At 70.6% G+C, this 17,290-nt stretch carries 12 protein-coding genes and 1 pseudogene; 7 read left to right on the top strand and 6 right to left on the bottom strand.

Annotated features, from left to right (window positions below; all coding sequences use genetic code 11):
* Positions 1-27: 27 nt before the first annotated feature.
* The 4 genes from M0R80_20445 to M0R80_20430 form a co-directional block, all read right to left on the bottom strand.
* On the bottom strand, positions 28-2,325 hold the full coding sequence (locus tag M0R80_20445) for a helix-turn-helix domain-containing protein (GenBank protein MCK9462007.1): 2,298 nt from the start codon (positions 2,323-2,325) through the stop codon (positions 28-30).
* Between the two features lie 257 nt (positions 2,326-2,582).
* The gene (locus tag M0R80_20440; GenBank protein ID MCK9462006.1) at positions 2,583-3,752 is read right to left on the bottom strand and encodes a DUF1565 domain-containing protein; all 1,170 of its coding nucleotides are present in this window, start codon (positions 3,750-3,752) and stop codon (positions 2,583-2,585) included.
* A 162-nt stretch (positions 3,753-3,914) separates the two neighbouring features.
* Positions 3,915-4,211, bottom strand: a complete 297-nt coding sequence (locus tag M0R80_20435; GenBank protein ID MCK9462005.1) for a putative addiction module antidote protein — start codon at positions 4,209-4,211, stop codon at positions 3,915-3,917.
* 13 nt (positions 4,212-4,224) lie between these two features.
* Positions 4,225-4,512 carry a type II toxin-antitoxin system RelE/ParE family toxin gene (locus M0R80_20430; protein MCK9462004.1) on the bottom strand — a complete coding sequence of 96 codons (288 nt, stop codon included), beginning with the start codon at positions 4,510-4,512 and terminating at the stop codon, positions 4,225-4,227.
* Positions 4,513-4,726: 214 nt separating this feature from the next.
* Here M0R80_20430 and M0R80_20425 point away from each other — a divergent pair, with 214 nt between their 5' ends.
* The 4 genes from M0R80_20425 to M0R80_20410 are packed head-to-tail and all read left to right on the top strand — an operon-like array spanning position 4,727 to position 10,165.
* On the top strand, positions 4,727-5,521 hold the full coding sequence (locus M0R80_20425; protein ID MCK9462003.1) for a hypothetical protein: 795 nt from the start codon (positions 4,727-4,729) through the stop codon (positions 5,519-5,521).
* Positions 5,518-7,974, top strand: coding sequence for a hypothetical protein (locus tag M0R80_20420; GenBank protein MCK9462002.1), 2,457 nt, complete (start codon positions 5,518-5,520; stop codon positions 7,972-7,974). The genes M0R80_20425 and M0R80_20420 overlap by 4 nt, the downstream gene beginning before the upstream one ends.
* Positions 7,971-9,371 (top strand): sulfatase-like hydrolase/transferase, encoded by a 1,401-nt coding sequence (locus tag M0R80_20415; protein ID MCK9462001.1) that lies wholly within the window; start codon positions 7,971-7,973, stop codon positions 9,369-9,371. The genes M0R80_20420 and M0R80_20415 overlap by 4 nt, the downstream gene beginning before the upstream one ends.
* A complete protein-coding gene (locus M0R80_20410; protein MCK9462000.1) occupies positions 9,368-10,165 on the top strand; it encodes a hypothetical protein in 798 nt (265 codons plus the stop codon). The genes M0R80_20415 and M0R80_20410 overlap by 4 nt, the downstream gene beginning before the upstream one ends.
* A 41-nt stretch (positions 10,166-10,206) precedes the next feature.
* Here M0R80_20410 and M0R80_20405 read toward each other — a convergent pair whose 3' ends face one another.
* Positions 10,207-13,377, bottom strand: a complete 3,171-nt coding sequence (locus tag M0R80_20405; protein MCK9461999.1) for a HEAT repeat domain-containing protein — start codon at positions 13,375-13,377, stop codon at positions 10,207-10,209.
* 189 nt (positions 13,378-13,566) lie between these two features.
* Between M0R80_20405 and M0R80_20400 the strand changes: the two are divergent.
* Together M0R80_20400 and M0R80_20395 are read left to right on the top strand one after the other, a co-directional pair.
* A pseudogene (locus M0R80_20400) lies at positions 13,567-13,650 on the top strand (energy transducer TonB).
* A gap of 996 nt (positions 13,651-14,646) precedes the next feature.
* Positions 14,647-15,225, top strand: coding sequence for a hypothetical protein (locus tag M0R80_20395; GenBank protein ID MCK9461998.1), 579 nt, complete (start codon positions 14,647-14,649; stop codon positions 15,223-15,225).
* A 59-nt stretch (positions 15,226-15,284) separates the two neighbouring features.
* Here M0R80_20395 and M0R80_20390 read toward each other — a convergent pair whose 3' ends face one another.
* Positions 15,285-16,223, bottom strand: a complete 939-nt coding sequence (locus M0R80_20390) for an alpha/beta hydrolase-fold protein (protein MCK9461997.1) — start codon at positions 16,221-16,223, stop codon at positions 15,285-15,287.
* Positions 16,224-16,295: 72 nt separating this feature from the next.
* On the opposite strand from M0R80_20390, the gene M0R80_20385 reads away from it, so the two are divergent.
* Positions 16,296-17,288, top strand: coding sequence for a serine/threonine protein kinase (locus M0R80_20385; protein MCK9461996.1), 993 nt, complete (start codon positions 16,296-16,298; stop codon positions 17,286-17,288).
* Positions 17,289-17,290: the final 2 nt, after the last annotated feature.

The raw sequence follows: 17,290 nt of genomic DNA, 5'->3' as shown, positions 1-17,290 counted from the left end.
TCCAGATCTCCTGACCTGGGGTGAAGGCTAAATGTCCGGTGGATCGTTGGCCGGAGGTTCTGGCGCGGGTCTCGGACCCGGGAAGGCGAAGCTCGATGGCGGCAGGGGGAGCACGTCGAAGAGGAGAACGAGGTTCGATCCGGGGAAGCGGGTTTCGGTTTCGTTGAGGGCACGGCAGAGGCCGGCGAGCGCGGCGGTTCGATGCGGCGAGGAGAGCGGATGTAGGACGACGCGGAGTTCGGTCGCCGAGGGCTTCAAATCCGCGCGGCCCGAGAACAGCTCGTGGAGGAGGGTGCGGCCTTCGTCTTCGGCGCGGCGGTAGGCAGGCGCGAGCAGCGCGAGCAGGTCGCTCTCGGTCTGGAACGCGATCATCTTGATGATGTTGGTGAGGCTCTTCTTCTCGGCGGCGAGCTTGACGACGGCGCCGTCGGAGAGGTCGCGGATCTCGACGCGCTCCGGGGTCTGTTTCAGCGCGGCGCGGAGGCGCGCGAGGTTTTCGCGTGCGGCTGCGAGCTTGGGCTCGGCGTCGGCGTGGGCGTCGGCGAGGGCGGGAATTCCGGGGCGGGGGCTTCGGTGCGCGTCGATGAGGGCGGCGCCGAGGGCCTGCTCGAGCGCTTTGATTTCGTTGCGCGCGATTTTGATCTGCTTGGCGAGGTCGCGGCGCGCGGGATTGGGGACGGTGCGGGTCGGGTCGTCGGGCTCGATTTGGTAGTCGGCGAGGGCGTCGAGCGCGAACTCCTCGCGTCCGTACTTGAAGAAGTTTTCCTGTCTCCATCGCCCGAACATGCGGAACGCGACCTCGGCGGCGTCGAGGTCGACGCGGCTCGTGACGATTTGCGTTTGGTGGCCGTCGTCCGAAAGACGCGTGACCTGTCGCAGGCGCAGCGCGTCGTCGAGGAACCCCACCTCCTGATAGTGGAGGAGGTACTCGACGGGCCTGCCGTCGAACACCGCGCGGTGTGAGGCGAAGAGGCTTTCGTCGACGAGCTCCGACTTTCCCTTGCGGTAGGTGAGGAAGTCGAAGCCCTCGTCAACGAGCAGCTTGAACAGCCTGGGGCTCCAGCCGCCGCGGTCGAAGACGACGGTGACGCGGCGGTCGCCGACGAGGCCGCGGATTTCGCGGAGGATTCGCGGGAGCATCTCGACCATGCCGGCATTCGCCTCGGCGGTGAGGACGAAGAGCGGGTCGCCTCTGGTGTCGCCGACCCAGTAGTCGGTGGTGGCGGGCATGGAGAGGCGCATGCGGGCGACGTGCGCCTTGGGGATGTCGCGCTCGCCGTGATAGGCGCGGACGTGGCCGTCGACATAGAGGAAGCCGACCGCGGCGCCCAGCTTCGCGACGCGGGTACGCGCGAGCTCCTTGGCGAGCTCGGCGGCCTTGTGGCGTGCGGCGAGGCGCGTGAGCTTGCGGCGCACGGTCTTGACCTCGGGGGCGCGGTCGAGACCGAGCACGAGCCCCAGCGACGCGGGGTCGCGCTCCTTGAGGCTCTCCGGGCGTTTGATGCGCCACAGCGCCATGAACACGAGCACGAGCATCGTTGTGCGCAGGCCGTAGAACGCGGGCCCGATCCCGCCGTACAGCTTGGCCGCGACGCGGAACACGCCGCCGTGGACGAGTGCCGGCAAGACGCACAGCACGCCCGCGCCCGACACGCCCTCGGCGTCCGCGAACAAAGGCGCCGCGTCGTCGAGGAGCCCGAGACACGCCATGCCGCGGTCGAGCGAGCGGTCGCGAGGGTCGTCGTCGAGGCTCGGCATCGCAAGCGCTTCGTTGCGCGTGGCCGGCGCGGGCGTCTCGACGATGGACGGTGAAGCCATCGCGGCGATCACCGGCGCGTGCTCTGCGCCCGGCAGCGACAACTGCCGCGCATCCTTCGTCGGTCCGACCTGCTTGCGGATCGCGTTTTCGGTCACGCCCAGGCGCCGCGCGATCTCGCGATTGCTCACGCCCTCGGCGTGGAGCCGCTCGATCTCCTGCAGCCGCTTCTCCGGCAACCGCCGCCGCCCGGGCCGCCACCCACATTGCGTCATCAGGCCCGCCATCCCGCCTTCCTCGAACCGCCGCTGCATCCGCCGCAACGTCCGCTCCGTCCCCCCGAACGCCCGCGCCACTTCCTCCTGGGTCGCGTGACCGGCCTCGACGAGCGAGACCATCACGTACCGCTTCGTGATCTCGTCGTCCGCACTGTAGCCGTGAACCGCGACGCCGGACACGACGACCACGCGACGGCCTCCCTCGGTGCGCAACGTGCACCGAGCATTGAGCACGTCCGTCCGCGACTCGAGCAGCGACGGCGGCAACCTGAGCACGATCTGATTTTCCACACCATGGGGCTACGACGGAGCGGACACGAAAGGGTGCGCGATCTCGATCACAGCCAACCGCTCGAGGCCGCGCTCCTCCGCCACTCGCATCTCGAAAGACCGGACAGATTTGAGTGCGCGCCCCGCAGAACGCGGTCCGTGTCTTTTCAGCAGGTTACGCAGGGCATGTCAGGAGATCTGGAATCGGACGATCCGGCCATCGGTTGACGAAAATCGTCGCGCGCGGACGATTTTAAGCGCTGAGATTCGGACGCGGGCTACGGCTGAACCTCGTACGCGCCCATGTCGACGGTGGCGGTGGAGTCGGAGTCGCCGTCGACGATCCGCGGGTTGCCGTCGAGGTCGGTGGTCACGTCGTCCGGCACCGCGTCGTTCGAGCCGGTGTCGATGCACGGCGAGGTCGATTGCAGGTGGAGATCGCCGCTCTCGGCATCAATGAACAGCGGGTCGGCGTCGATGTTGCCGGTACCGGCGTACCCGCCCTGGATGTTGCTGTAGGTGACATCCACCTCGACGTCGATACTCTCGCCGAGCCCCCTAATCTCACTGACACCCGACTCACCCGTGTCGCCCCACATGATGCAGTTGGTCACGGTCGGCGAGGAGTTGTGGTGGGTCATCCCGCCACCGTATAAGCCCGCAGAATTGCTCGAGAATGCGCAGTTGGTTACAGCAGGCGAGGAGCCGCCGCCGTTAGACATCCCGCCGCCCAAAGCCGATTGGTTGAACGAGAACGTGCAGCCCGTCACGGTCGGTGAGGAGCCGTCGTTGTACATCCCGCCGCCGGAGTCCGCCGTGTTGTCCGAGAACGTGCAGTTCGTCACGGTCGGCGAGGACTCGTAGTTGTACATTCCACCGCCTTCGCTACTACCGGGAGATACTCCCTTTGCGCAGCCTCCCGTGATCGTAAAACCGTCGATGGTGGCGTCATCCGCGCCGGTCACGACGTGGTAAATGTTGTCCGAGTTGTCGTCAGCGACGCCGATTTCACCAGAAAGGATCGTCTCGTTCGCGCCGATAACACGTTGCTCGAGGGCAGTCTCGTCTCCCGCGAAGCCTCCGTACAGGACGACCCCGGCGATCAACTGGAACGTGGCCCCTCGCGTTGTGCCGGGTACGTAGGTTCCCGCCGCGACCCACACCTCGCAGCCCGCGCCCTCGGCCAGGTTCAATCCCGCCTGCACCGTCGCCAGTGCGCTTGTCCACGACTCCCCGGTGTTCCCGTCGTCGCCGTCCGCGCCGTTGACGTAGACCACGCACGCAGGGCCGGTATCCGTGTCCGCGTCGGTATCGGAATCCGCGTCCGTGTCGGTTCCGGTGTCCGTCCCTGCGTCGCCGATTCCACCGGCGCTAACGTGGGAGCACGACGCCAGCACGAACGTTGCGCCGCAGAGCGCGAGCCAAACGACCGACGTCATGAGCCGCATGGAATCCCCCCTGGTTTTGGACTACGGATTGAGGATAGCCTCGGTCGGAAAATGTCACAAGTGACGTGGTTTTCCGGGCCGACATCGACCGAAGTTAGCACCCCGAACCGTACATCGAGTAGCCGAGCCGGGCAGTCCTCGAGCTCGAACGGACCGTCGCCATCAACGCGCCGCGCCGGCATGCAGCCGGATGTCGAGCGCCTTCATCACGCGAAGGATCGTGTCGAATCCGGGGCTGCGCCCGCCGGAAAGCGCCTTGTAGAGGCTCTCGCGCGAGAGTCCCGCGTCGCGCGCTACCCGCGCCATGCCCTTGGCCCGCGCGATGTCGCCCAGCGCCTTGGCGACGAACGAGGCGTCCCCGTCGGCCTCCTCGAACGCAGCCTCGAGGTACGCCGCCATCTCCGCGGGCGTCCGAAGATGCTCGGCCACATCGTACGGTTTCGTCACAGTCTTCCTCAAGATGCACCTCCGTCTACAACCCTCTCGCGAGCGCGAGCGCTTGCCTCACGTCCCGGAACTGGCTCCGCTTGTCGCCGCCGGCCAAGAGAACCACGAGGACGTCTCCGCACTGCTTGAAGTAGACGCGGTAGCCCGGGCCGCAGTGAATGCGCATCTCCGACACGCCCTCGCCGATCGGCGACACATCCCCGGGATTGCCGCTTGCGAGCCGCTCGATTCGCACCAGAATGCGCGCACGGGCGCGAATATCTCTCAAACCGTCCAGCCATCGCGCAAACCTCTCAGTCCTGCGAACCTCCATCCCATCACCTCGAGTGTAGCCACGCGGCTACATTTCGTCAATCGACCGTCCCCGATCGGGCACCATCCAGCGTCCGCCGCAGCGTTCGGCGCATTTCCGTATCGGACGTTCCGAAAAAAGGTTTCCGAAATTCGACGCCGGCGATGGCGCGCCGCGAAAGCGGACATCTTTTTCCGCTGTTCAACGCACCGTCTCCAAAACTAGGATGGTCCCCATGAAGACGTCACCCGGAATGAAGCTCGCCCTGTTCTTCCTCTTCCTGCTCGGCGCGGGGGCGGCCTTGCTCTCGGTGCGGCTCACGTTCGCTGTGCAGGATCTCGAGGCGCGCCTCGACGCGGCCAAGGAGTCGGTCGACGGGCTCGCGGACGCCCTCAATGCGAAGAACGAGCTCGACGCGGCGGCGCGCGCCGCCGACGCGGACGGCGCGGAGTCGAAGCGCGACCTCGAGCCCGTGATGCTCAAGCTGCGCGCCCTGAGCCGCCGCCTCGACGCGCTCGAGGCGGGCGACATCGAGGATCTCGGCATCGAGTCGCTCATCGATCGCAAGCTGCTCGAGAAGATGCCGCCCGGCGGGGCGCCCGGCCAAAGGTCCGTGAAGCTCGACGACGTCAGCGAAAAGCTCGGCCTCACGGACGCGCAGAAGAAGCGCGCCGCCGAGGTGATCGACGGCGCGAAGCAGGAGGTGCTCGACGTCCTCCGCGCCGAGGACGACGACGGGCTCTCGATGGCGGATCGGATCGCCGGCCACGTCAAGGGGCCCGGCACCCGCGCCGAGAAGACGCGGCGCATCCTGACGGATCTCTTCGACAGGTCGGTCCCGGGCTCGGACGAGAGCTACTTCACGGCGATGGCGAACGCCCGGCAGGGGGCGATCACAGACTTCAAGAGCGGCCTCTCCGACGATCAGCTCTCGGCGTTCGGCGGCCTGGGGATCGACGTATTCGGCATCGAGACGGGCTACTCCCCGTTCGCCGCGGAGATGAAGAGCGCCCTCACGGGGCACCAGTGAAGCCGCGCGGCGCGGATCTCCGGATCGGCGTCGGGGTCGCGCTCGTGAGCGTCTGCCTGCTCACGACGGAGCTGGCGCTGACGCGCCTCTTCTCGGTCACGATCTGGTACCACTTCGCGTTCCTCGCGATCTCCGTCGCGCTGTTCGGCACGGGCGCCGCCGCGCTGTGCGTGCACCTCCTGCAGGCGAGGCTCGCCGAGGGGCGCGCCGACCTCCACCTCGCGCGCAGCGCCTTGGGGCTCGCCGTGGCGCTCGTCGTCGCGGACGTCGTCCTCCTCCTGCGCACGCCGGACATCGGCACGGGCGCCGAGCTCGACCTCCTCTCGCGCGCCACGCTCGATCTGCTCGTCACCTTCGTCGCCGCGGCGCTCCCGTTCTTCTTCGGCGGGCTCGCCATCGCGATCGCCGTGACCCGCCACGCGCGGATCATCCACGCCCTCTACTCGTTCGACCTGCTCGGGGCGGGGCTCGGCTGCCTGCTCGTCATCCCCGCGCTCGGCCTCCTCGGCGCGCCGCGGACGGTCGCGGCGCTCGCGCCCGTCGCGTGCCTCGCCGCCGCGGTGTTCGCGTCCCGGGCCGCCGGCGCCGCCCGCGCCCGCCACCTCCTCGCCGCGGGGATCGTCGGGCTCGCCGCCGTCGCCCTCGTCGCGACCGACGCGCGAACGGGCCTCTTCGCCGTGCGCACGGCCAAGGGGATCCGGATGGAGCGCGCCGCGGTCGAGTACAACGCGTGGAACTCGTTCTCCATGGTGAGCGTGCTTGAGAGCCGCGGCTTCAAGGGATGGGGCCTGAGCCCGGCGTTCGACGGCGAGATCCCGGATCGCAAGACGCTCGTCATCGACATGAACGCCATGACCCCGCTCGTGGCCTTCGACGGCGATCTCGAGGCGGTCCGGCACGTCTCGTACGACCTCTCGGCCTTCGTCCACCGGATCCGCCCGGCACGCGCCCCCGGGTCGGTCCTCGTCATCGGCGCGGGCGGCGGCCGGGACGTGCTCGCGGCGCTCGCGCGCGGCGCCCGCCGCGTGGTCGGCGTGGAGATCAACGACATCATCGTCGACGATGTCATGCGCGGCGCGTACCGCGACTACGTGGGCGGCCTCTACGATCGCCCGGACGTCGAGATCATCGTAGACGACGGCCGCGGCGTCGTGCGGCGCTCCAAGGAGCGGTTCGACGTCATCCACCTGAGCATGGTCGACACCTCGGCCGCCACGGCCGCGGGCGCGTACTCTTTGACCGAGAACAGCCTGCACACGGCCGAGGCGTTCTCCGACTACCTCGACCACCTCGCGGACGATGGCCTCCTGTCGGTCTCCTCGGTGACCATGCCCGGCCTCGCGGGCGGCGCCGGCCTCACCGCCCTCGCGAGGCGCGCGATCGAGGAGCGCGGCGGAGATCCCGCGGCGCAGATCGCGGTGATCGGCACGCGCTGGATCGGCCGGCCGGGCTGCACCCTGCACAACGTCATCGTCAATCGGACGCCGTTCGACGCGGCCGAGCTCGCCGCGATCCGGGAGGAGGCCGGGATGCTCCGGTTCGACGTCGCGTACGCCCCCGGCGGGACCGGCCCGCGGGACACTCTGATCGCGAGGATCGCCGGGACGAAGGACGCCGCCGCGCTCGCCGCTCTCTACGCCGACTCGCCGCTCGACGTGCGGCCCGCGACCGACGACCGGCCGTTCTTCTTCTACCAGAACCGGCTCTCGGACCTCTCGGAGCTCCTCTCGCAGAGCCGACCCGCGTACCTCTTCGGCAACGGGCTGTTCGTGCTCGCCAAGGTGGCGATCGTCGCCCTCGCGCTCGTCGTCCTCTTCCTCATCGCGCCGTTCGCGCTCGCGCGGCGCCAGCTGGGCGCGGGCGGTGGGCGCGCGGCGTTCGACCTCGCGTACGTCTCCTGCCTCGGGCTCGGCTTCATGTGCGTCGAGATCGCGCTCATCCAGAAGATGACGCTATTCCTCGGGCGACCGACCTACACGCTCGCGGTGGTGCTGCTCGTGCTCCTCGCCGGCGGCGCGCTGGGGAGCCGCCTCTCCGGGCGCCTCGAGTGCGGCTCGCGGCCCGGGCGCCTCCGGGCGGCGGTGGCGCTGCTCGTCGCGGTCGTCTGCGCGCTGTGGGTCTCGGGGCTGGGCGACGCGCTCCTCTCGAGCGCCGCAGCGCAGGAAGCGCCGATGCGGGTCGCGATCGCCGCGGGTCTCCTCGCGCCGCTCGGCGTGCTCCTCGGCATGCCGTACCCGGCCGGGCTCTATGCCATCTCGAGACGCGCGCCGACGCGGACCCCGTGGCTGTGGGGGCTCAACAGCGCGACGTCGGTGCTCGGCTCGGTCTGCGCGATCCTGATCTCCATCCACGTCGGCCTGCGCGCGGCGCTCCTCGTCGGCGCGGCACTGTACCTGATCGTGCTCGCGCTCTCGGGGCGGGTCCTCGCCCGGCCGGATGGAGCGGCGAGATGACGCGCAAGCGCGCCTTCGTCTGCGCGATCGCCGCGATCCTGGCGGTGGCGGCGATCGTCTGGCAGCTGGTGCGCGACGGCGGCGCAGGCGAACCGCCGAGACCGGGCCTCCGCTCGCCGAACGTCGTCTTCATCGTCGTGGACATGGTGCGCGCCGATCGCCTGTCGCTCTGCGGCTACGGAAAGCCGACCTCCCCGCGCCTCGACGCGCTCTCCCGAGCCGGGAGCACGTCCTGGACGTGCCGCGCCTACGCGCCCGGCACCTGGACCCTCCCGAGCCACGCGAGCTTCTTCACCGGCGAAGAGGTGCAGATCCACGGCGCGGACTTCATGCTGCGGCCGTCGGGCAAGGAGTCGATCCCGCTGTGGGGCGATCCGGTGCGGCCGCTCGCGGGAGGCTTCGAGACGCTCGCCGAGCTCTTCAAGAAGCGCGGGTACGCGACGGCGCTCGTCTCCGGCAACCCGGTCGTGTCGGCCCGCGCGAAGACCGGGCTCGCCCGGGGATTCGACGTGGTCCGCGACACGGACGCGTTCGGGTCGCTCTACGGCGACGCGCTCGTCCGCGCGCTCGGAGAGGCGCTCGACGAGGCGACGATCGCCGGCAAGCCGCTGTTCCTGTTCGTCAACGTCTCGGACGCGCACCACCCGTGGCTCCCGATCCCGGGCGGCGTCGGATGGCTCCCGCCGCGACCGGGGCTCGACAACCGCCCGCGGCTCGCCGAGACGCCCTACCCCCGATTCCTGCGCGGCGGGCTCGGCGCCGAGGAGAAGGCGGCGCTGGTCGCGCACGTCTCCGACTCCTACGACTGGGCCGTTCACCGCGCGGATCGGACCTTCGGCGAGGCGATCGATCTGCTCGAGCGGCGCGGCGTCCTCAGCGGCGAGCACCGGCTCGTCGTGACGAGCGATCACGGCGAGCTCCTCGGCGAGCACGATCTGCTCGGCCACGGGACTTTCGTCCTCGAGCCCGTCGCGCGCGTGCCGCTCCTGTATCGCTCCGCGTCCGGGTTCGTGCGGATCGACGCCGAGAAGCCCTTCGCGGCGCTCACGGCTCACGATCTCGCGATCTCCGGAGCGCTTCCCGAGAAGCCGCGGCCCGTGCGTGCCGCCGGCTTCCCGGACGGCCTGCTCACCGAGCTGTTCGGAGAGCGGTTCTCTCGGCTCCACGCCGCGATCTGGTCCGGCAGCGAGAAGGTCGCCGCGTCGGGCGAGCGGCTCACCGCCGTCGACCTCGCGGCCGACCCGGGCGAGATCGATTCCGCGACGCTTCCTGCCGAACACCCGAAGCGGGCGGCGCTCGAGGCGCTCGTCGCGCAGATGCGGGAGACCGCGGACCGGGCGGGCGCGCCCTCCGAGGAGATGGTCGAGGCGCTCCGGGCGCTGGGCTACGTCCGATGAGCGGCAGGACCCTCGGCCGCGCCGCCCTCTATGCCGCGCTCGCGCTCCTCGCCGTGGCGATGCTCGCCCGGCACGCGTGGATCGTCCACGTTGGCATCTGGCTCGCCAACGCGCGCGTCGCCGATCGGGTGGGTCCGGCGGACGAGATCGCGTTCGAGCCCGCGCCGGGATGGACATCGATCATCCGCGCCGACATGGACGACGCGTGGAAGGAGCTCGGCCGCCGCGGCTTCAACAGCTTCGTGCTCGGCGCGCCCGAGCACCCGTTCGCGGGCGGCGCTTCGCGCGAGGATCCGGCGTCGCCGCTCTACCAGGCCTGGTTCGGCGTGTACTCGGTCGTCCTCGACGGGCCCGCCGACCTCGCGCTCGACGAGGACGGGCTCGTCGCGTTCTCGGACTCGCTTTTGCGGGCGGATCAGCTGCGGTGGCTGCGGACCATGGGGGATCGCGCGCCGTCCGCGGCGATCGCGCGGCGCTCGGCGAAAGGGACGATCGCGTTCCTCGGCGCGGAGGCGACGCTCCACGAGGGCGAGGTCGCGACCCACTCCGATCTCGGGGACAGGCTCACGCGGACCGCGCGGTTCCTCGGGCGGCCGTGGGGCTGGAGGAAGCGCGTCGCGCCGTACCACCCGCTCGCGCTCGAGGGGTTCGTGGCGGTGCGCCGCGACGCGAAGAGAGAGCGGCTCTACGTCGCGTGGGGCAACGGCGTGCGCTACGAGGGCGTTCGCACGTGGCCGAAATTGAGGAAAGAGATCCTGGAGATGGCGCGAGGGGTGCGGATCGCGGCCGAGTAGACTCGTCACCGCGGGCTTCATGTCCGCGGCGGGAGACTGATCTACCCCAGATCTGCGATCTTCTGGTCCGCGACGCGCAGGCGCTGCGTGAGGAGCCGGATGACGCCGTCCGCGACCTCGAACCTGTCGCGCAGCGCCTCGTGGAACTCCTCGCTGCCGATGCACAGGAGCTCAGCGTCCTCGACGGCGGTCGCGGTCGCGCTGCGCGGCGACTCGTCGAGCACCGCCATCTCGCCGAACACGTCGGGCGCCTTGAGCACGGCGATGACGTCGTCCGCACCCCTGCGGATCTCGACCGCGCCGCGGATGATGACGTACAGCGCGTCGCCGGCGTCGCCCTCGTTGAAGACGACGTCGCCCCGCTCGTGCACCTCTCCCATGGCGAGCCGCGCGAGGGAGGCGAGATCCTCCCCGGAGAGCTTCTCGAACAGGGGAACGCTCCGCAGCAACAGGATCTTCTCGATCGTCGAATGCATGCCCGCCTCCACCGTTTCCAGGATTTTGTGCGCCCTCTCGTGCCCCGCCGCCTCGAGGAGGTGCCCGGCCCCCTCGCGCACGAGCGGCTCGGCGTGCCCGCCGAGCTCGAGCGCGACCGCCACCGCGCGCTCGTCGGGATCCTTCGACAGCGCCTCGAGGGCGAGGTGCGCCACGTAGGGGTTCGCGTGGCGGCACTGCCCGAGCAGGAACTCTCCGGCGCGGCGCCGCGCGTCCTCCCCGGCCGCCCCGGCCGGGTCCGCGACGTCGCGCTCGTCGAGGAACGTCATCACGCGGGCCCGCAGCGCGGGCTCGAGCGCCGAGTCGAGCACCTCGAGCGCGTTCGAGCGCTTCGACGGATCCGCGAGGCTCGTGCGCACGAGCCGCAGCATCGGGCGATCGTAGCGGAGCTCGAGCAGCCGGAGCACGCGCCTAACGCAGCCGCGCCGCCTGACCTCCATCTCCTCGTCGAACAGGGGCGACGGGAAGCGCTCCCGCGCCTCGCGCCACGCGGCCTGCAGCGCCGCGGCGTCGGAGATCTCCGCGCCGATCCGCGCCGCGAGCGCGCCCAGGGCGAACGGCTTGAGCCCGAGCTCGCGCCGCAGCGCGCCCATCGCCGACGCGACCCGGAGCCGGACGCGGCTGTCGGCGTCCGCGAGGTGCCCCGCGAGCGCGGCGAAGCTCGACGCGTCCCGGATCCGCCGCAGGATCCTCGGCACGACGAGCCGCGCGCCCCGCCCCGCGTCCGGCGCCGCCAGGAGCGCGCTCACGGGCGCGACCGCCTCGCGGCCGATCGCGGCGAGCGCCGCCTCGGCGTCGGTCCGGAGCCGCAAATCTCGGAGCGCCTCCACGAGGACGGGCACGAGCCGATCGCCGCCGGCCTCCCCCGCGGCGCGCAGCGCCGCCCGGCGGACCTCGAGCTCCGGGTCGTCCAGGAGCGTCCGCAGCAGGCCCTGCACGCCGCGCCCGACGGCGCCGAGCACGCGGGCCGCCTGCACCCTGTCCGCAAGATCGCCTGACGCGCAGAGCGCGAGGAGGCGGGCGCCGCCGCGCAGCTCCGCCTCGAACCCGCACCGCGATAGGAGCACCGCGAGCGCCTCGGTGCGCACCGGCGCCTCCGAATCCGCGAGGAGCGGCTCGAGCGCCGCCGCCGCCTCGTCGCCAAGCGAGACCGCGGCCCGGATCGCGGCGACGCGCACCCCCGGCACCTCGTCCGCGAGCGCCGGGATCGCGATCCCGAACACGAGATCCCGTCTCGCGCCCAGCCGCTCGAGCGCCGCGACGCGGATCGCCGGCTCCCTCGACGCGGCCAGCCGGGCGAGCGCCGGGGGGATCTCCGGGGCGTCCGTCTCCGAGAGCTCGTCGATCGCGCCGAGCGTGATCCGCGGATCCGCGCCCTCGAGCGCCCGGACGAGCACGGCCCGCGCGGCGCCGTCGATCCGCCCCTCGCCCTCGGTCTCGAGCGAGCCGCGCGCGCTCAGGGTGGCGGTGAGCTTGGCGGCGTACCGGCGCTTGACGAGCGGGATCGTGGCGAACCACACCGCGACGAGCCCCACCGCGATCCACGACAGCCGCGCGACCGAGAGCCGGCTCGCGAAGACGAGCAGCACGCCGCCGCCCATCCCGTAGGCGAGCGGCTTGACGACCGCGTCGAGGAACGCCCGGGTCCGCACCTTCACGGACGCCGCGAACGGGACGTAGAGCGCCTGCAACGTCGTCTCGTGGATGGTGTACTGGAACCCGTTGTCCGCGAACTTCATCACCGTCGCGACGGCGAGGCTCGGGCCGAGGAGGAGCGCGGCGCTCGCGGCGCCGAAGACGACCGGCATCACGCCCGCGCCGGCGCCGACGCCGAAGCGCGCGAGCACCCTGGGCGTCGCGAAGATCTGGAACACGAACGACACGATCCCCGCCCCCGCGTAGAAGAAGCTGAAGAAGCGCGCGAGATCGTCTTCTTGGTAGGTGGAGCGCGCGATCGCCTTGAACTGGTAGTCGCCGATGGTCAGCGCGGTGAACGCGACGAGCAGCATGAGCCCAAGCGCGTTGACGTACGGATCGCCTATCACGCGGGCGCCCCGCCCCCCCCCGCCCGCGCCGGCGCGGCTCCTCGGCCGCTCGGCGCGCGGCTCCCGGCCGAGCAGGAGCGCGATCCAGCCGATGAGGAGGAGCAGCCCGGCGAGCACGAACAGGAGCTGCGCCGTCCCGATCAGCTTGACCACGGCGCCCGCGCACGCCCCGACGAGGATCACGCCGAGCACCCGCGCGGCGCCGATCGTCCCGAACAGGCGCTTCGCCGAGCGGGCGTCGTGGAGGTCGTTCGCGAGCGTCCAGAACTGCGAGATGAGGAGGTTCGCGAACACCTCGGACCAGACGTAGAACACGGGGTAGATCCACTCGGCGCCCGAGGTCACGACGCCCCACGTGCCGAGGTAGGTCGCGATGCCGAGCCCGCACCAGATCGCGATCATCCGATCGCGCGGCATCCTGTCGGCGACCTGCGCGTAGACGACGACGGTGATGGCCGAGGCCACGCCGTAACAGACGAACATCCAGGGGAGCGCGTCGAGCGGGAACCGGCTCAAGAAGAGCGTGTCGCGCACGGTCCGCCCCATCACGAAGACGGCGGACGCGAGCAGGAGGTGCAGGAAGCAGAGCGCCGTCCTCCGGCCCTCGCGGGGCCGCACGAGGAGGACGGACTCGGTGAACGCCCGCAGCATGCGGTTTGCAGTTATCCACATTCGTCGAACGCTGTACAGGGGTGTACAATGGGCCCGATGAGCGACGCCGACGACGCGCCGAGCGCCGGGCGGGACGCACTCCGAATCCAGGGAGGCAGGACATGGACACGATTCGCAGGCTCTTCCTTCTGACGCTCGCGGCGGCGCTCGCCGCGGCGTGCGGGACGTCCGGGGATCGCGCCGGGAGCTCCGACGCGGACACCGACACCGACACCGACGCCGACACCGACATAGACACCGACGCCGACACCGACACCGACTCGGATGCCGACGTCGGGTGCGACAAGATGGACATCCTGTTCGTCATCGACGACTCGGGCTCCATGGCGTGCGAGCAGGAGATGCTCGCGACGGCGTTCCCCGGGTTCATCGGCGTGCTGGAGGACTACAACAACGCGAACGCGGACCAGGTTTCCTACCGCATCGGCGTGACCTCGACGGGGCGCACCCTGGACTACACGATCGACGCGCCGCCGGTGGGGCCCATCGACCCGCCGCCCATCAACCTCAGCGAGTCGGGCCTCGACGGCGATCTCGCGGACGTGGGCGACGCGAAGTGGATCGACGGCCCGGGCGACACCACGGCGATCACCGCCGCGTTCACCGAGGCGGCGTCGCTCGGCACCGGCGGCACGTCGTTCGAGATGCCGCTCGAGTGCATGCGCGAGGCGCTCCAGAAGGACGCGGCGGGCGGGAGCAACGAGGGGTTCCTGCGCGAGGACTCGCTGTTCATCGCGGTCGTGATCACGGACGAGGACGACTGCTCCCGCACGGACAACGATTTCACGATCAGCCACGATCAGTGCATGACCGACACGGCGCACCCCGCCGCCGAGGTGCTCGTCCCGCTGGAGGAGTTTCGGACCTACCTGAACGGGCGCTTCGGCTCGCAGGACAGGTGGGTGTTCGTCACGATCTCCGGCGCGACCGACTGCGACGCGACGAGCTGGGCGTCGAGCTCGTGCGATCCCGAGGACACGTACGCCGGCGCGTTCGAGTCGGTGCGGCTCATCGACTGGATGAACAACTACGTCGGCGTGACCGATACCGACAACGGCGTGTTCGCGGACATCTGCACGACGAGCCTCCCGGACGCCCTCGCCGCGGCGCTCGCGAAGATGGAGGTCGCCTGCGACGAGTACGTCATCGAGTAGCGGCGCCGCTCGCCGCGCCGATCGCGCAGTTGACACCCCACCCCGTTCCCCATTATCTCAGTTCGAACCCGCCGAGACCCGTTCGTTCCGGTCCCGGCGAAGGAGGGTATGTCGCATGCGTTCTCGGTTCGTTCTCCTCGCGCTCTTCGCCGGCGCCTCGACGTGCGCCGGCTGCTGGGACCAAATCGTCCACGAAATGGACTGCAACGACACGGGCGGATCGACCGACGTCGACACGGACTCGGATTCGGACTCGGACGCCGACGCCGCGCCCGGCGACGGACAGGGCGACGTGCCGCCCGGGTGGGAGGGGTTCGGCGCGGCGTGCGAGACCGACGAGGACTGCAACGGCTACCCGGGCAGCGCGGCGTTCCCGCGGTGCTGCCTGACCGACGTCCTGGGCTTGATCAACGCGCCGGGCGGCTTCTGCACGGCGTGCTGCAACGCCGAGGAGATCGACGGCTGCGCCGACAACATCGACTGCGTCGGCGCGAACAACGCCTACACGATCTGCCTCGCCCACTGCGACTCGAACGCCGATTGCCGCCTGGACGAGGGGTGGGAGTGCCGGGGCCTCTACTACATCCCCGAGAACTTCCCGGGCACCTTCTGCCTGCCCGATGCGGATCACGTCGAGGTCGACACGGAAGAACAGCCGCTCGACGACCCGCATTGCCCCTGGCCCTGGCTCTAGACCCATCCCCCGGCCCCTTCCCGACGCGGGAAGGGGAGCATCTCAACGAATGCTTTCTATCAAATCAAGATGCCTCCCCCTTCCGCATCGGAAGGGGGACCGAGGGGGTAGGTCTCGTCATTCCGCACCGGGAGAGGGACCGAGGGTGAGGGTGAGGCCAGCGCGTACCCGATCGCCCTCTCCAGGACCGGCGCCCAGCTTCTCCAGCCGTGGCCGCCCGGGTACATCTCGAACGCGTGCGGCACGGAGGCCCGCTCGAGGAAGCGGTGGAACGCCCGCGTGGTCTCGGCGAAGAACGGCTTCTCGCGCTCCCCGGCCGCGATGAACAGCCCCTGGCCGAGCGGCGCGCCGCGCCCGCGCACGACGGCGAACGGGTTGTGCGCCTCGAGGAACTCCCGATCGGTCCCGTCGCCGAAGATGCGATCGAGCGGCACGAACCACTTCGCGTACGGATCGCGCGCGAACAGCTTGGCCTGCTCCTCGTCGAGGATCGCGCCCGAGAGCGAGGCCGCGGACGCGAACAGCTCCGGGTGGCGCAGCCCGACGTGGAGCGCGCCGATGCCGCCCATGGAGACGCCGACGACGTGGCGCCGCCCTCGATCCGCGTCGACGCCGAGCGCGCGCTCGGCCGCCGGGAGGATCTCCCGGATGAGGCAGTCCTCGTAACGCCGCGAGCCGTCGTGCCAGTTGATCCAGAAGCCGCGCTCGCCGTCCGGCGCGATCGCGCAGAACGGCGGCAGCCGTCCCTCCGCCATCGCCCGCGCGAGCCTCCGGGCGATCCCGAAGTCGTCGAGGGCGAGGTGATCGTCGCCGAGGCCGTGCAGGACGAGCACGACCGGAAGATCGCGGCGGCCGGCGTGCGGCGCGGGGGGCGCGAGGGTCGCGAACGCGACGCGGCGGCCGAGGATCCGCGACTCCACGGCGCCCTCGGCGAGGAGCCGCTCGCCCCTGCGGAACGGCGCGAAGGAGCGCGAGAGGCGGCGCAGGATCCTCGGCATGCCCGACGATAGCACGGACGCGCCGGTTTGACCGCGAGCGCTGCGCGGAGTATGGCCTCGGACGGACGAACGATGGACGACGCGATCAGACAGCACCCGCTGGCGACGGCCTACAACCGGCTGACTCCCGAGAACGTGCTCGACGCGGTCGAGGGCGGCGGGCGGCGGTGCACCGGGCGGTTCCTCACCCTGAACAGCTACGAGAACCGCGTGTACCAGCTCGAGCTCGAGGACGGCGCGTGGGTCGTCGGCAAGTTCTACAGGCCCGGCCGCTGGTCGCGCGAGACCATCCTCGCGGAGCATCGCTTCCTCGCCGAGCTAGGCGTGGATGAGATCCCGGTCGCGCTCCCCATCCCGCTCGAGAACGGCTCGACCGTGGGCGAGACCGACGGCGTGCTCTTCACGCTCTTCCCGCGCCTCGCGGGGCGCACCCCGCAGGAGCTCGGCGACGATCAGGTCCGGATGGTCGGCCGCCTGATCGCCCGGATCCACAACGTCGGCGCGCGGCGGGAGGAGCCGCACCGCATGCGGCTCTCGCCCGCGACCTATGGCCGCGACGAGCTGTGCTACCTCATCGAGAACGACGCCCTGCCGCCCGAGGCGCGCGACACCTACGCCGCGACGGTGCTCGCGCTCGTCGACAGGATCACGCCTCTGTTCGCGGACGTGCCGGTCCACAGGCTGCACGGCGACTGCCACCTCGGCAACCTCGTCGACACGCGGCGCGGGTTCGCGTTCCTCGACTTCGACGACATGGTGACCGGCCCGGCGGCGCAGGACGTCTGGATGCTCGTGCCGAGCTACGATGAGGAGGGCGCGCGGCAGCGCCACGTGCTCATCGAGGCGTACTCGGAGATGCGGCGGTTCGAGCCCCTTTGGCTCGCGCTCGTGGAGCCGCTGCGCGCGCTGCGGTTCGTCCACTACTCGGCGTGGATCGCGCGGCGGTGGCACGATCCGACGTTCCAGCGCACCTTCTCCTATTTCGGGACGCTCCTCTACTGGCAGAAGGAGATCCAGGATCTGCGCGAGCAGATCGCGCGGATCGACCGGACCGCGTACCTCTGACG

The sequence above is a fragment of the Pseudomonadota bacterium genome (genome assembly GCA_023229365.1).
Classification (GTDB): Bacteria; Myxococcota_A; Polyangia; order JAAYKL01; family JAAYKL01; genus JALNZK01.
This window is presented reverse-complemented; position numbering and strand designations above follow the sequence as displayed.